Here is a 15,374-nt window from a genome sequence, read left to right on the forward strand (position 1 = left end):
GGCACACGCCCCCGGGCGACCGACACGGCTCCACAGTGCCGGGCGCCGCTTAAGTCCAGGTTAAGTATGATTGCGGCAGCGCCGATCAGCAAAAAGGGGCGCCGCAAGCGGCGCCCCTCTGCAAGGGTCTGTGCGATGAACGGGCGCTAGAACTCGTTCCAGTCGGCCGAAATCGCCGCATTGCCCTGGCTGAGATATTGCGCGGCGGCAGCCTTCTGGCGCGACGGCTGCGGCGCGGGCGCACTGCGCTTGGCTGCGCGCGGCGCGGCAACACCAGACACCGGGGCCGAATGGGTGGTGAACACGGCCACGATCTGGTCGAGCTCGCCGGTCTGCCCTTCGGTCTGTTCGATGGCCGCGTTGGTCTCTTCCACCAGCGCCGCATTGTGCTGGGTCATCTCGTCCATCTGCCGCACGGCGACATTGACCTCTTCGATGGCCGAGGCCTGTTCGCGGCTCTCGCGGGCGATGCCTTCCATCAGCGCGTTGTTCTCGCGGGCGGCCTCGAGCATCTTGCTCAGGCGGGCAGCAGCATCGGACACCAGGCGCGAACCCATGGTCACTTCGGTCGCGCTCTGTTCGATCAGCAGCTTGACGTCAGCCGAGGCCGAGGCAGCGGACTGCGCCAGGCGGCGGACTTCCACGGCCACCACGGCAAAGCCCTTGCCGGCATCGCCAGCACGCGCGGCTTCCACCGAGGCGTTCAGCGCCAGCAAATTGGTCTGGAAGGCGATGTCATCGATCATGCCGATGATGTTGGAGATCTTGGCCGAGCTGGCCTCGATGGCCGACATGGCCTCATTGGCCTTCTGCATCACCTGGCCGCTCTCTTCAGCGGTGCGGGTGACTTCGCTGGCATTGACGCTGGCGTCGCGGGCGCGCTCGGCGTTCTGCAACACCGTGCCGGCCAGCTGTTCCATGGTCGCCGAGGTTTCTTCGATGGTCGCAGCCTGCTTGGTGGTGCGTTCGGAGAGGTCGTTGGCGCCGGCCAGGATCTCGCCGGTCGCGGTGCGCAACGTCTGCGACGTGGTCTTGAGACGTTCCACCACATCGCTCAACCGGTCGGCCACCGCATTGGTATCGGCCTGCAGATCAGCAAAGGCACCCTGGAACCGGCCCTCGACGCGTTCGGTCAGGTCGGTATTGGCCAATGCCTTGAGCACGCGGCCGGTTTCGCTGAGGCCGGTTTCCACGGTCTGCACCAGGCTGTTGACGCTGTTGGCCAGGCCATTGAGTTCCGGATCGGGGAATTCGGCATCCACGCGCCGGCTGAAGTCGCCGGCAATGGCCGAATCCACCACGGCGCCGAACGCCCCCTGCAGCTCGCTCATCATGGTGCGGCGCTGCTGCTCATCGGCGATGATGCGGGCGGCTTCCGCCTCGGTCATCTGGCTGACCTTGAGGCCCTGTTCGCGGAACACGCCCACGGCGCGCACCATGTTGCCGATTTCGTCGCGGCGATCCTCGCCTTCCAGCTCGATGTCGAAATCGTTCTGCGCCAGGCGTTCCATATTGGTGGTGAGCTTGGCAACGGGACGGCTGATGGACCGGGCAATCAGGCCACCGAGCACCAGCACCACGGCCATCACGCCCAGGGTAATCACCGCACTGGTCAGCGCCGCCTGCCAGAAGATGGCTTCGACCTGGGTCAGCAGCACGCCCGAGGCAATGGTCCAGCCCCAGGGTTCGAAGGCCTTGGCAAAGGTCACCTTGTCCTTGGACACGCCATCCTTGTCCTTGAAGGCATAGTCCACGAAATAGCTGCCGGCAGCCTTGGCGCCGTCGATCATCTCTTCCATGTAGCGCTTGCCGGTAATGTCGGTGGTGTCGCGCCGGTTCGAGCCCTCTTTTTCGGGCTGATAGCCGTGCATGATATTGTTGTAGTTGAAGTCGTCGATGAACAGATAGCCGCCGTCGCCATACTGCATGTGACGCAGCGTCTCCTTGGCGGCGGTCTGGGCGGCCTCGGTGGTCATGGTGCCAGCCTGCGCCTGATCGTAATAGTCCTGCACGATTGACACGCCGGATTCGACCACGGACTGGAGCTCGGTCCGCTTGAAATCACCCAGGTTCTCGCGCAGCGACATCAGCTGATAGGCGACCACGCCGGCAAAGCCGAGCGCGAAAACCAGCAGCAGGCTGTAGAGCCGACGTGCAATTGAACCGGTAAAGAGGCGTAGCATTCCAGGACTCCTGTCTGGTCAGTTTGACCACCGGCCGGGCCCACAGATGAGGCTTTGCTTGCCGGCTATTGTAGTCTGACGACCATTCACATTGGCGCCGGGCCGGCCTTCTGCCGTCCCGGAGGTTTCTTTTGGAGCCTGAATGAAATATTCGTGCCCCCAATGGAATTTGTATTCAAAGGCAGTTAATGGCTCGTGAATTGTTCCGCGCCGAGACGGTCTGCGCGCCCAGCACAAATCCCGCCTGTGCACAAAGTGTCGGCTGATCAAGGACTTGCCTGAGCTCGCCACCAGCAGGATTTTTTGGCCCCGGCCATGGGGAGGCACGGCGCATTGGCGCAGCAAAAAGGGGCGCCCTCCCGGACGCCCCTTTTGCGCTGTTGCAGACAGAAGTTGCGCTAGAACTCGTTCCAGTCCGTCGAAATGGCCGCATTGCCCTGCGCAAGATAGCTGCGCGCCGCCGTCGCGGTTGCTGGTGCCTTTGGCTTTGCCTGGGGCGCCCGTGCAATTGCTGGGGCCGAAGCCGTGTCGCCGGCCAGCGTAAAGACATCGACCACGCGGTCGAGCTCGCTCGCCTGGGCCTCGGTCTGCTCGATGGCCGCATTGGTCTGTTCCACCAGCGCCGCATTGTGCTGTGTCATCTCGTCCAGCGTGCGCACGGCCACGGACACTTCGTCGATGGCCACGGCCTGGCTGCGGCTGGCGGCGGCGATGCGGTGCATCATGGCCGCGTTTTCATCGATGGCCGACAGCATGCCCACCAATTGCTCGGCAGCGCTCGAGACCAGGCGCGTTCCGCCCTGCACTTCCATGGCCGACTGCTCGATCAGTGTCTTGACGTCGGCCGAAGCCGATGCGGCCGACTGGGCCAGGCGCCGCACTTCCACGGCCACCACGGCAAAACCGGCGCCCGCATCGCCCGCCCGCGCCGCTTCCACCGAGGCGTTCAGCGCCAGCAGATTGGTCTGGAAGGCAATGTCGTCGATCAGCCCGATGATGTTGGAGATCTTGGCCGAGCTGGCCGTGATCCGCTCCATGGCCGCATTGGCCTCGTTCATGGTGACGCCGCTCTGGGCCGCATTGCCCGACACCATCTGCGCCTGGCTGCTCGCCGACTCGGCCATTTCGGCATTGCTCGAGACCGTGCCCGCCAGTTGCTCCATGGTGGCCGAGGTTTCTTCGATGGTTGCCGCCTGCTTGGTCGTGCGTTCGGCCAGATCGTTGATGCCCGAGAGGATTTCGCCCGTCGCCTGCTTGAGCGAACCCGAAATCTGCTTGGCATTGCTGACCACATCTGTCAGCCGGTCGGTGACGGCATTGGTGTCTTCGGCCAGCCGGGCAAAGGCGCCCTGATAGCTGCCGGTCATGCGCTGGCGCAGATCGGTATCGGCCAGCGCCGCCAGCACCTGCCCGGTCTCGGACAGGCCACGGTCGACCGTTTCGACCAGCTGGTTGACGCTTTGCGCCAGTGAATTGAGCTCGGGATCGGGAAACTGGGCATGGACGCGCTTGGAAAAGTCGCCGGAAATGGCGGCATCGACCACTTCGCCAAAGGCGGCCTGCAAGGTCACCATCATGTCGGTGCGCTCCTCGCGGCGGCGCAGCTCGGCCTGCTTTTCCTCATCGGTCATCTGCACCAGGGTCAGGCCCCGGGTGCGGAACACTTCAACGGCGCGGGCCATGTCGCCCACCTCATTGCCGCGATCGAGATAGTCGATCCTGGCGTCATAATCGCCATCGGCCACCTGCTTCATCACCTTGGCCAGGCGCGGCACCGGCGCCATCATCATCCGCGACAGCAACAGGCCCAGTCCGCCAAGCACCACCAGCACCGCAGCGCCCACCATGAGCAGCAGTTGCACCGTGCTCTGGATGCGCGCCTCGATCTCGGCGCGGTCGATGCCCACAAAGATGATGCCGACGGGCGTGCCGCCCTGGTCCACGATGGGCTGATAGGCCGTGTAATAGGGGCGGCCCACGATCTTGGCCTCGCCATAATAGACCTTGCCTTCCATCATCGAGCGGTAGGCGGCGCTGTCCTTGCCCAGCATGGTGCCGACAATGCGCACACCGTCCGCCCCGACGATGGTGGTCGTCATGCGCACGAAATCCTGGTCTGCCTCGCTCCAGCCGAACAGCGTTGCAGCCTCGCCGGTGACCCGCTTGATCGAATCCACCAGCTCGTCATTGGTGAACTGCTTGGGCATGGCCCAGGTGCGGATGGCGGCGATGCCGCCGGTGTCCGTCCATTCCACCTCGGCACCGGGCAGGCTCGACTGAAGCACCGTCGCCGCAGTCTTGAGATTGGTATCCTGCTGCTTGATCGCGTCGTTGCGCGAACTCTCGCTCAGGTTGAGATACAGCGCCAGCGTCACCACCGAGACCGAGACAATGACGGCCGAGATAACCAGTGCGGCGATCATCGTCGTCAGCTTGATACTACCCACAACGGCAGCGATTCGACTGGCCATGCAATCACTCCAGGATCATCCGCCAGGCACAACAAACCCGGCAATCAACCAAAAAAGTAACAGCAGTATCTTAAGCGAGTATTGACCTTGTTTTTCGGCAAGAAGAGCCAGAGAAATTGTCAATACTCACAAAAATGTAAGAAAAATCAAAAGGATAGACTAGAAGATAGATTGCTCGACAGGATTGAAAGACCAAGCGACCGATGGGCCGAGCCTGGTCATGGGCGCGTTGGCGGCGCCTTTCAGACGGCAAAAAGGGGCGTCCGTGGGACGCCCCTTGCTCATGCAGGAAAGGACCTGACTGGCACTAGAACGCGGTCCAGTCACTGTCGAGGGCGGCATTGCCATGGCTCATGGGCACAGGCTTGCGGACCGCGGCAGACGCCGGCCGGGCCGCCTGCAGCGGCGCCCGCCTGGTCGCCGCACGCTCATCGGCAACGGCAAAGACATCAACGATCAGGTCAAGCGCCGTTGCCTGGCTTTCGGTCTGCTCGATGGCCGCATTGATCTCTTCGACCAGCGCCGCATTGTGCTGGGTCATCTCATCCATGGTGCGCACGGCAATCGACACCTGGTCGATGGCGCCGGCCTGCTCGCGGCTGTCGGTGGCGATGCCGCGCATCAGCTCGCTTGAACTGCGCGAGGCGTCGAGCACAGCTTCGATCTTGCCGGCCGCATCGCCCACCAGCGCTGTGCCGCCGCGCACTTCGCTGGCACTCTGCTCGATGAGCAGCTTGACCTCGCTGGAGGCATTGGCAGCCGATTGCGCCAGACGCCGCACCTCGACCGCCACCACGGCAAAGCCCTTGCCGGCGTCGCCGGCACGCGCTGCTTCCACCGAGGCATTGAGCGCCAGCAGATTGGTCTGGAAGGCGATGTCGTCAATCAAGCCGATGATATTGGAGATCTTGCCCGAGGAGTCCGAAATCCGGCTCATCGCCAGGGTCGCCTGCTCCATCACCTGGCCGCCTTCTTCGGCCGCCTGCATGACGGTGGCGGCCACAGAGCTGGCCTTGCCGGCCTGCTCGGCATTGCGCATCACCGTGCGGGCCAGCTCTTCCATGGCCGCCGAGGTCTCTTCGATGGTCGCGGCCTGCCGTGTGGTGCGCTCGCTGAGGTCATTGGCGCCGCTGAGGATTTCGCCGGTCGCGGTCTTGAGCGTTCCAGAAGTGTCGCGCAGCTGCCCCACCACTTCGGACAGCTTGTCAGCCACCGCATTGATGTCGCTTTGCAGCGTGGCAAAGGCGCCTTCGTAGTCGCCTTCCATGCGCTGGCGCAGATCGGTATTGGCCAGGGCCCCCAGCACCGCGCCGATGCCGGTCACGCCGCGGTTGAAATTGGCCACCAGCGCATTGATGCTGCGGGCCAGGGCATTGAGCTCGGCATCAGGGAATTCGGTGTCGACCTGGCGCGTGAAATCGCCCGCGGCCGCCGCATCCACCACCTGACCGAAGGCGGACTGCAGCTCGGTCATCATCTGCTGGCGCGCGTCGCGATCGGCAATGATGCGCGCGGCCTCGGCCTCGGTCATTTCGCTGACGCGCAGCCCGTTGGCGCGGAACACGTCCACCGCACGCGCCATGGCGCCCAGCTCGTTCCCCCGGTTGAGATAGGGCACTTCGGTATCGAACTTGCCTTCGGCAATGGCATCCATGGCCTTGGCAATGCGCGGGATGGGCCGGGTGATCAGGCGCGTCGCCACCAGGCTGATGGTGCCCAGGACCAGCAGCAGCACCAGCCCCAGCAACGCGGTGGAACCCAGCGTCGCGTCGGCGGCCGTTTCGGCGATCTTGGCATCGCTGCCCACAAAGAACGCACCGATCAGCTCGCCCTTGAGATTGCTCATCGGCTGGAAGGCGCCAAAAAAGCGCGTGCCCTGCATGGTCACATCGCCGAAATAGGGCTGGCCCTGGGTAAGCGCAGCATGTTCGGGCGATGCGGGATCGAGCGCAAAGTCGATGATGCGCTTGCCGTCGTCACCTTCAAAACTGGTGGATTTGGCGATGAACTGGCCGCTGGCCGGATCCAGCCCGAAGATGGCGGCAGCGCCCTTCGTGATATGCGTGACCGAATCGATGGCCGCGGTGTCATGGAAGAAGGGCAGCGAATAGGCCTGCAGCGCTGCGATGCTGCCGTCCTCGGCCCAGGTGAGGACCGCGCCGGACAGGCGCTTCTCCAGGATCGTGCCCGCCACCTGCAGATTGGCCACCTGCTGATCGACCGACTGGCGGATGGCCTGGCGCCGCAGATCAAGATAGCCACTCACCGAATAGGCAATGATCGTGACCATGATGCCGCCCAGCACCAGCCCGGCAATTGCCGTGGTCAGCTTGATATTACCCCAGAATCCTGATGTCGCCCTCATCCCGCGCACTCCCCCAATGCCGAATAGCCATAAACTTGTATGGTAGAAACGGGATAGCGCACTGCCCGTTAACATCGCGTTGCCGAACGGCACTAAACTGCTATCGCACAACAAAACGGGGCCTTTCGGCCCCGTTTCAATCAGCATCTGTATGGGCGCATAGCGCCGGACTAGAACTCGTTCCAGTCCTGCTCGACGGCCGTGCTGCCCTTGCTGAAGTAGGACTTTGCGGCACTGCGGATCTTGTCCTGCAGGCCCCTGGCACCCTCGGCTATGGCCCGCCCGGCAGGCGCCCGGCGCGGTGCGCTGGGTTCGGCCTGCGTTTCGCGCCTGTCATCGGTGCCGAAGACTTCGACAATGCGGTCGAGTTCGGTGGCCTGCGTCTCGGTCTGCTCGATCGCCGCGTTGATTTCCTCGACCAGCGCCGCATTGTGCTGGGTCATCTCATCCATCGTGCGCACGGCGGTGTTGACCTCCTCGATCGAGGACGCCTGGGCCCGGCTTTCCCGGGCAATGCCGCTCATCAGTTCGTTGGACGAACGCGCCGCGGCCAGCATGGCCTCGAGCTTGCTGGCTGCATCGGCCACCAGACGCGAACCGCCATTGACCTCATGGGCGGATTCCTCGACCAGCTGCTTGACGTCTGCCGAGGCAGATGCCGCAGACTGCGCCAGGCGCCGCACTTCGACGGCCACCACGGCAAAGCCCTTGCCCGCGTCCCCGGCACGCGCCGCTTCCACCGAGGCATTCAGCGCCAGCAGATTGGTCTGGAACGCAATGTCGTCGATCATGCCGATGATGTTGGAGATCTTGGACGAGGAGTTGGAAATCCGCTCCATCGCCTGGGTCGCCTGCGCCATCACCGCCCCGCCCTCTTCGGCCGTTTGCGACACGCTGGCCGCAGCCTGGCTGGCCTCATTGGCGCGCTCGGCATTGGTCATCACCGTGGCCGCCAGCTGTTCCATGGCCGCCGAGGTCTCCTCGATGGTCGCCGCCTGCTTGGTGGTGCGTTCGGACAGGTCATTGGCGCCAGACAGGATTTCGCCGGTCGCGGTCTTGAGCGAGCGCGAGGTGTCCTTGAGCTGGCCGACCACTTCGGTCAGCTTCTCGGCCACCGCATTGGTATCGGCCTTGAGCCGGGCAAAGGCGCCGTCATAGTCGCCGGTCATGCGCTGCGTGAGATCGGTATTGGCCAGTGCCGAAAGCACATGGCCGGTCTCGCCCACACCGCGATCGACGGTTTCGACCAGATGGTTGACCGAACGCGCCAGGCGGTTGAGCTCCTCGTCGGGGAATTCCATGTCCACGCGCTGGCTGAAGTCGCCGGCAATGGCGGCATCCACCACCGTGCCGAAGGCCCGCTGCAGGTTCTGCATCATATTGGCCCGCTCGGCCTGGCGGTTGAGCACCTGGGCCGCCTCGGCCTCGGTCATCTGTGCCACCCGCAGGCCGTTCTCGCGGAACACTTCCACGGCCCGGGCCATGGCACCGATCTCATCATGCCGTTCGGCGCCACGCACCGCGACATTGAGATCGCCTGCGGCCAGCGCCGCCATGGTGTCGGTGAGCCCGGTGATCGGGCGGCTGACCGACCGCGAGAACAGATAGCCGGCCACGGCCGCGATCGCCAGCAGGCCCGCGCCCACCAGCAGCATCATGTTGCGCATCGCCACCACGGGCGCCTGTGCCTCCTGCTTGCCCACCACGGTCACAACCGCCCAGTCCGTGTTGCCAAAGGTCAGCGGCTTGGCGGTCAGGATCATGTCCATGTCGCGATAGGCGTCCGACGTGCCCGACACGGCATTGCCGGCCAGCGCCGCGGCCACGTCGGGCGTCTCGAAGCGCGTTGCCAGCGCATCGGATTCCGGCGTGAAGCGCGAATCCGAGCGCATCAGGAAATCGGAACCAACCAGGAAGCTCTCGCCGGTCTCGCCCAGGCCATCGGCCTGGCTCATGATGGCGTCCACCGACGCCGTCGAGATGGCAACAGCCAGAACGCCCACCAGCTTCTGCCGGTTGTCGAACAGCGGTGTCGCCATGAAGCTCTGTGGCGAGCCCGCCGCTGCCGCATAGGGCGTGAAATCGGCAAAGGCCACCTGCCCTGCCTCGGTCATGCCCGCGGCAGCCTGGAACGCCTGGCCCAGGCCGGAGTCGGCGCCAGCGCCGCCAGCGGCAAAATTGGTCGCGAAGTCATCGCGCTTCATCACCGAATAGATGAGATTGCCGGCCGGATCGAGCAGCATCAGATCGGCATAGCCACGTGCGCTCAGCTGCCGGCGGAAGGCCGGATGCACCTTGGAATGGGCAAAGTCATAATTGCTGCGCTTGGCATCGGTGGACACATCGAGCAACTCGCGCTGCGCCGGGTCCGGATTGTTCTTGATATAGGCATCCTGCAGCGCCACCACCGGGTCCTTGGGCGGCTTGGCCGTGCCGAACTGGCCCCAGGTGATGTTGAAATCGCGCATGGTGGTCTGCGTGGATTCGGTGGCCGCCGTGATCGCCAGATCCTTGGCAATGCCGTCGAAATAGGCCGCCAGCTCGGACGATGCCTGAGTGGCGATGGTATCGATCTGCCGACGGGAGAGATCATCGACCGTGGCCGAGCCGATCAGATAGCTGGCGATCCCCACGCCAAGGCTCACCAGCAGGGCCGAACCAACCAGCGCCAGCGGCAGTTTCTGGGCAATTTTGAAATGCGGCAACAGTCCCATCAAATACTCCAGCTTCCTCAAGCAATGCTGCGCCCGTCACACGTGATGTGATCTTGGTTCCGGCGCCACGAAAACTGCGCCCATGACAGCAAAAGTCTCCCTCTGCGGGCCTGGCCCGTCTGTGGAAACGATACACATCGCTCATTAACCACTCATTACGACCGCCAGCGCCAGGCAATGGAGCCGACCTGACGACCGCAACGACAGGCGAAAAAACCGAACCCCTCCCGGCCAGGCGCCGGAAGGGGTTCACAAAATGTCATCGACCTGTCGGAGCCTGTGCTTAGCTCAGCGCGCCGATCACAGCCTCGATGCGCTTCTTCATGGTCGAAGCGTCATAGGGTTTGACGATGTAATTGTTCACGCCGAAGGAAATGGCTTCCTTGACCTGTTCCTTGTCGGAGCGGCCGGTGGCCATGATGAAGGGCATGGCCTGGGTGCGCGGGTGCTTGCGGATCACCTTGAGCAGCGTCAGCCCGTCGATATCTTCCATGTTCCAGTCGGAAATGATCAGGTCGACATTGGCCTTCTCAAGCTTGCCCAGGGCATCCCGACCACTCTTGGCTTCAATGATATCCTTAAAGCCCAGTTGGGTAAGAATATACTTGCAGATACCGCGCATGGACTGCTGGTCGTCAACGACAAGAACACTGACAGCGCTGGCTTTAGGCATGGTCTTGATCACCTTCTTGGTGCCCGGGGAAACCGCCCCGTGCATTCTGACAAACACTAGGCAACAAGCGTTACAAATCTCTCAATTGGTACCGCCGTATTGCACATGAGCAGCCTCAGGCCGCAGACTTGAGGCGCACCAGCGCATTGGCCAGGCGCGCCGCAATGGCCTCGACCGGCGCCTGTTCCACCACGGCGCCTTCTTCGAACGCCACGCGCGGCATGCCATAGACCAGCGCCGAGCGCTGGTTCTGCCCGACCGTATAGGCGCCGGCATCACGCATCAGCTTGAGCCCGCGGGCCCCATCGCGGCCCATGCCGGTGAGGATAGCGCCAACCGCCATGGGGCCGACTGCCTTGGCGACCGATTCAAACAGCACATCCACGCTCGGACGGTGGCCAGAGGCCAGATCGTCATGCGTCAGGCGGCACTTGAGCATGCCCGAGGACTTTTCAACCCGCAGATGGAAGTCGCCCTTGGCGACATAGGCATGGCCCGGCAGCAGCTGCATGCGGTCTTCTGCCTCGACCACCTTGATCGCGCAGAGCTCATCGAGCCGCGCGGCAAAGCGCTGGGTGAAACCGGCGGGCATGTGCTGGGCAATGACGATGGGCGGGCAATCTGCCGGCATCTGGGTGAGCACGGCACGAATGGCTTCCACGCCCCCGGTCGAAGCGCCGATGGCAATCAGGGCGCCGCTGGGCGCCGCGGCGGTCTTGACCGCAACATTGGGCACATCGACCCGGTCGGCAGCGCGGCCGCGCACATCCGACTTGGCGGCAGCACGGATCTTGTCGCGCAGGCCGGCGCCGAAATTGTCGAGGCCACCCTGCAGATCGGCGCTGGGCTTGGCGACGAAATCGACGGCGCCCAGTTCGAGCGCCAGCAGCGTCTCGCTGGCCCCCTTGGTGGTGAGCGTCGACACCATGATCACCGGCGTGGGCCGCAGGCGCATGATCTTTTCGAGGAACTGCAGCCCGTTCATATTGGGCATTTCGATGTCGAGCGTGACGACGTCGGGATTGAGCTGCTTGATCTTCTCGCGCGCGTCGATCGGATCGGTCGCCGTGCCGACCACGACGATGTCGCCGTCGCGCGTCAATGTGCGCGACAGCACTTCGCGGATCAGCGCGGAGTCATCAACTACTAGAACCCGGATACTCATGCGGCTGCTCGATTGTTGGATTTAGGCTTGCACTGGTAGATGGTCTTGCCGACGAGGCGGAAACCCTCGCCCCCGGACCCAAGATTTTCGGAATGGCCGATGTAGAGGAAGGCATCGGGGGCCAGCAGCTTGCTGAAACGGCCGAAGACCTCGCCCTGGGTCGGCTTGTCGAAATAGATCGCCACATTGCGGCAGAAGATGGCGTCGAATGGCCCCTTCATCGGCCACTGGGCAATCAGGTTGAGCGGCTTGAACGAGATCAGCTCGCGCACCGCGTCCGGAATCTTGACCGTGCCGTCACCCAGCCGCTGGAACGGCTTGAGCCGCTCGGCGGACAGGCCCGCCGTCTCGTTTTCCGGATAGATGCCGCGCGCCGCCTTGGCGATCACGGCCGTATCGATGTCGGTGGCCAGGATCTTGAAGTCCCAGCGCTTGAGCTCGGGGAAGGCCCCCAGCAGATCCATGCCGATGGTATAGGGCTCCTGCCCTGTCGAGCAGCCGGCAGACCAGATGCGCAGGCGCGAGCCACGCGGCTTGCTGGCAATCAGCCCGCCCACATAGCTGCGCAGATGTTCGAAATGATGGTCTTCGCGATAAAAGCGCGTCAGATTGGTGGTCAGGGCATTGACGAATTCCTGCCCGTCCTGCGCGTTGCCGCCTCTTTCGAGATAGTCGACATAGCTGTCAAAACTGGTCAGCCCCAGGCTGCGCACAATCTTGGACAGGCGCGAAACCACCAGGGTCCGCTTGGCATCGCTTAGCGAGATTCCGGCTACCTTATAGACCCGGTCCTTGATACGCGAAAACTCGCGCTCGCTAAGGGAGATTTCTCCCTGTTCCATACGACGTTCCCCAATTGCCCCAGGCGCCCATGCAGGGCGCCCGTCTAAGCACTGGCTCGCCGCACCGACACACTTGTCGGCTCCGCAGACGCGCCACTCGATCCCATTCGTCCGGCCAGTCGGCCCAAAGCCGTCTCTCCCTGACCAATGGTGGTGGCTATAGTGTCGGTTTCATTACTTAGATTGCGTAAATGGGCTTCGAGATTTGTCAGCATATTCTGCAGTGACAGCGCCTCTGCCACACCCGTTTCTGCCTGGGCGCGGCCGCGCCCGAGTACAGATCGGATATCCTTGGCGGATCGACTGGTGAGCTGGGCCAGCTGACGCACCTCGTCTGCGACCACGGCAAAGCCGGCGCCCTTTTCACCGGCGCGGGCCGCCTCGACAGCAGCATTGAGCGCCAACATATTGGTGCGGAACGAAACATCTTCGATGGCCTGCACCATCTTGTCGATGTCCAAGGTCATCTTGTCGATCTCGACAACGACCTGGCCGGTGCGCTGCGCGGCCAGCTCGGCGTCGCCCGCCAGCTCCTGGGCGATGCGCCCCATGCTCTGCGCCTGGCGAACCTGCTGGGAGCCCGACTTGATGGCCGAACCGAGCGAGCCGACATCGTCGCGATTTTCTTCCGACACGGTTCCCATACGCTTAAGACGCGCTTCAAAGCCCTCGACCAGCTCGCTGACCTGGGCCAGCCGCCCCTCGAGCCGGCGCCGCAGGGCGCGCTCCTCGTCGAGCTGGTCGCCGAGCGCGGACAGCACATCGGCGGCGCGCCGCGCGATCAGCCCCAAGGGCCCCTCGAAAGCATCAGCCAGATCGTCGCGCCCCTGGATCACCCCGTCGAGCTGGTGCAGCCCCGCGTCGAGTGCGCCCAGGCTGGTATTGAGCGCCCCCATGGCCGGATTGCGCTCCACAGCCGCCGCATCGAAGCGAAAGCCGGTCTGGCCGGCGGCCAGGGCGCCCACAAAGGCATCGAGCTCATCATCCTCGATATAGCTGCCCGCCGGCACCAGTTCGATCAAATGACGGTTGGCCGCAATGGCATAGCGGCGGACCGCGTAGCGCCGTCCGCCGAGCATGGCCATGGTTTCTTCCGGCACGCCGCCCCCGGCGTCGAGATAGCCCGGGCCGAACAGCACATCGACGGTGGCGCCCTCCACCACGCCGGCGGCCAATTGGCCCATGCCGGCACTGGCGGCCAGGATCACCCCGCCTTCATCGACCACGATGACCGGCTGATGCACATGGCCAATGGCGCTCTTGAAATGATGTGCCCGCTCGAGCCGTTTGCCCAGCCGCCCGACAATGTCGGAAATGGTCAGCACCTCGTCGGCCCGCTGGCTGAGCCCGGCCGCCAGGGCCACCTCGACCAGCATGCGATTGGCGCGCCGGTCGAGCCAGATCGCCAGGGCCAGCGTCACTGCAATGGCCACGACCAACAGGCCCGCCACGACGCCAAGCTGCACCGGCCCCATCGGCGTCAGCAGCACCAGCACGCAGGCCAGCGCGGCCGCACCCAGCCAGACGGCCGCAATGATCAGGGCAAGGCGCAGACTGGACATGACAGAGCCGAAATACCGAAGAGCGGCATGGTTTTGGACATTCTCCAAACCTAAACCCGCAATGGTTAACCAACTCTATAGCAACGCCCGCATGGGAAAGGCTTTGCTAATCTAAATTGTCAGACTCTCAACTTGTGACCCATTCTGACGCATATTTGCCAGCTGGCTCTCAGGGAACCGCCCAGCAAGCAAAAGGCCGCCAGAGTTGGCGGCCTTTCAGACAAATGCGGTTGGCGAGGCGCCTAGAACAGTTCGATATCGTCCACCGGCGGAGCAACCACGACGCGGCGCTTGGCGATTGCCAGTTCTTCGCGGGCCACATTGGCGCCGACATCGCTGTCCAGGCGCTTGCAGAAGGCCCGGCCGGAATAGGGCTTGAACAGGACCCGGCGGGCATAATTGCCGCCCAGATCTTCGCCCATCATCATATAGCCTTCGTCAGCCATGAAGCTGCGGACGAACTCGATGTTCTTCAGGCCCACATCATCGAGCGAGGCATTGATCTTGCCGCCGCCGAAGACCTTGATCTCTAGATTGGACTTCTTGCCCGTGCCTTTGCTGAGCACCTTGTTGATCAGCTGTTCCATGGCGAAGGCGCCATAGCGGGCCGAGGCACCATAGCGATCCTTGGCGGAACCGGACTGCTCGGCCAGGAGGAAATGGTTCATGCCGCCCACATTGGCGACACGGTCGCGCACGCAGGCAGAGATGCACGACCCAAGAACGGTCGAGAACGTCAGGTCAACATCGCCCGACACGTGGCACTCACCCTGATGCACGGTGGTGACGACGCCACGATCGAATTCAGGTGGCAGGGAATTCGGCAGTGCCATATGCGCTCTCTTGGCCGCGGTAACTTAATTGTTCCGATGGTAGCTTTAAACTCGTTATCCAATCGCTAACCACATCGTTCGATGTCTCAGTTCCCGCCAACAGATTGCAAGGCCTGCTTTAGAAATCCCGGGATAGTGTGGCAGCACGGGGTAAGGACAAGAAGTACATGTCACTGCAAAAACTGGCAAAAGAACTCGATGAGACGGCGCGCCAAAGCGCAGCCATGCTCGAAGGCATTACCGACGCGCTCGAGATTCTTGCCGACAGCAAGCTGAACAAAGATGCTTCCGTCCGCGACGCCGTGGCCATGATCATCACGGCCCTGCAGGGTCAGGACCGAATCGAGCAGCGCTGCCACAACCTGGCGCTGGCCGCACGCCAGTTTGCCATCCTGCCCCCGTCCTCTCCCGAAAGCGTCTATGACGAAGTCTGGGCGAGCCTGACCCTGGATGAACTGCGCGTTCCAGCCCTGTCCGGCATTGCCGCCCACCAGGCCCATGGTGACGTCGACCTGTTCTAGGTCTCTGCCCTCCTAGCCGATGATTTGCGGCCCGGCCGCAGCCAA

Annotated in this window: 10 protein-coding genes; 1 reads left to right on the top strand and 9 read right to left on the bottom strand. The window is 63.4% G+C overall.

Going from position 1 to position 15,374, the window contains the following annotated elements; translation table 11 throughout:
- Positions 1-146: 146 nt before the first annotated feature.
- From K1177_RS13585 to K1177_RS13625, 9 genes are all read right to left on the bottom strand, one after another.
- Positions 147-2,183 (bottom strand): methyl-accepting chemotaxis protein, encoded by a 2,037-nt coding sequence (locus tag K1177_RS13585; protein WP_224703909.1) that lies wholly within the window; start codon positions 2,181-2,183, stop codon positions 147-149.
- Between the two features lie 398 nt (positions 2,184-2,581).
- A complete protein-coding gene (locus K1177_RS13590; RefSeq protein ID WP_224703910.1) occupies positions 2,582-4,654 on the bottom strand; it encodes a methyl-accepting chemotaxis protein in 2,073 nt (690 codons plus the stop codon).
- 307 nt (positions 4,655-4,961) lie between these two features.
- Positions 4,962-7,019 (bottom strand): methyl-accepting chemotaxis protein, encoded by a 2,058-nt coding sequence (locus K1177_RS13595; RefSeq protein WP_224703911.1) that lies wholly within the window; start codon positions 7,017-7,019, stop codon positions 4,962-4,964.
- A 170-nt stretch (positions 7,020-7,189) separates the two neighbouring features.
- Positions 7,190-9,733 (bottom strand): methyl-accepting chemotaxis protein, encoded by a 2,544-nt coding sequence (locus K1177_RS13600; RefSeq protein ID WP_224703912.1) that lies wholly within the window; start codon positions 9,731-9,733, stop codon positions 7,190-7,192.
- Between the two features lie 283 nt (positions 9,734-10,016).
- Positions 10,017-10,406 carry a response regulator gene (locus tag K1177_RS13605; RefSeq protein ID WP_224703913.1) on the bottom strand — a complete coding sequence of 130 codons (390 nt, stop codon included), beginning with the start codon at positions 10,404-10,406 and terminating at the stop codon, positions 10,017-10,019.
- Positions 10,407-10,521: 115 nt separating this feature from the next.
- Positions 10,522-11,571: a protein-glutamate methylesterase/protein-glutamine glutaminase gene (locus tag K1177_RS13610; RefSeq protein ID WP_224703914.1), complete on the bottom strand. Its 1,050-nt coding sequence runs from the start codon at positions 11,569-11,571 to the stop codon at positions 10,522-10,524.
- Positions 11,568-12,413: a CheR family methyltransferase gene (locus K1177_RS13615; RefSeq protein WP_224703915.1), complete on the bottom strand. Its 846-nt coding sequence runs from the start codon at positions 12,411-12,413 to the stop codon at positions 11,568-11,570. Before K1177_RS13615 ends, K1177_RS13610 begins: the two co-directional genes overlap by 4 nt.
- 44 nt (positions 12,414-12,457) lie before the next feature.
- Positions 12,458-13,975: a methyl-accepting chemotaxis protein gene (locus K1177_RS13620; protein ID WP_224703916.1), complete on the bottom strand. Its 1,518-nt coding sequence runs from the start codon at positions 13,973-13,975 to the stop codon at positions 12,458-12,460.
- A gap of 242 nt (positions 13,976-14,217) precedes the next feature.
- Positions 14,218-14,808, bottom strand: coding sequence for a chemotaxis protein CheD (locus tag K1177_RS13625; protein WP_224703917.1), 591 nt, complete (start codon positions 14,806-14,808; stop codon positions 14,218-14,220).
- 167 nt (positions 14,809-14,975) lie between these two features.
- Between K1177_RS13625 and K1177_RS13630 the strand changes: the two genes are divergently transcribed.
- Positions 14,976-15,329 (top strand): hypothetical protein, encoded by a 354-nt coding sequence (locus tag K1177_RS13630; RefSeq protein ID WP_224703918.1) that lies wholly within the window; start codon positions 14,976-14,978, stop codon positions 15,327-15,329.
- Positions 15,330-15,374 lie beyond the last annotated feature (45 nt).

The sequence above is a fragment of the Devosia aquimaris genome (assembly GCF_020169335.1).
GTDB lineage: Bacteria > Pseudomonadota > Alphaproteobacteria > Rhizobiales > Devosiaceae > Devosia > Devosia aquimaris.

What these genes read in the sequence shown, in the direction of transcription:
- K1177_RS13630 (WP_224703918.1), top strand. Translation starts at nt 14,976, where the DNA reads ATGTCACTGCAAAAACTGGCAAAAGAACTCGATGAGACGGCGCGCCAA.
- K1177_RS13585 (WP_224703909.1), bottom strand. Translation starts at nt 2,183, where the DNA reads ATGCTACGCCTCTTTACCGGTTCAATTGCACGTCGGCTCTACAGCCTG.
- K1177_RS13605 (WP_224703913.1), bottom strand. Translation starts at nt 10,406, where the DNA reads ATGCCTAAAGCCAGCGCTGTCAGTGTTCTTGTCGTTGACGACCAGCAG.
- K1177_RS13615 (WP_224703915.1), bottom strand. Translation starts at nt 12,413, where the DNA reads ATGGAACAGGGAGAAATCTCCCTTAGCGAGCGCGAGTTTTCGCGTATC.
- K1177_RS13590 (WP_224703910.1), bottom strand. Translation starts at nt 4,654, where the DNA reads ATGGCCAGTCGAATCGCTGCCGTTGTGGGTAGTATCAAGCTGACGACG.
- K1177_RS13610 (WP_224703914.1), bottom strand. Translation starts at nt 11,571, where the DNA reads ATGAGTATCCGGGTTCTAGTAGTTGATGACTCCGCGCTGATCCGCGAA.
- K1177_RS13600 (WP_224703912.1), bottom strand. Translation starts at nt 9,733, where the DNA reads ATGGGACTGTTGCCGCATTTCAAAATTGCCCAGAAACTGCCGCTGGCG.
- K1177_RS13595 (WP_224703911.1), bottom strand. Translation starts at nt 7,019, where the DNA reads ATGAGGGCGACATCAGGATTCTGGGGTAATATCAAGCTGACCACGGCA.
- K1177_RS13620 (WP_224703916.1), bottom strand. Translation starts at nt 13,975, where the DNA reads ATGTCCAGTCTGCGCCTTGCCCTGATCATTGCGGCCGTCTGGCTGGGT.
- K1177_RS13625 (WP_224703917.1), bottom strand. Translation starts at nt 14,808, where the DNA reads ATGGCACTGCCGAATTCCCTGCCACCTGAATTCGATCGTGGCGTCGTC.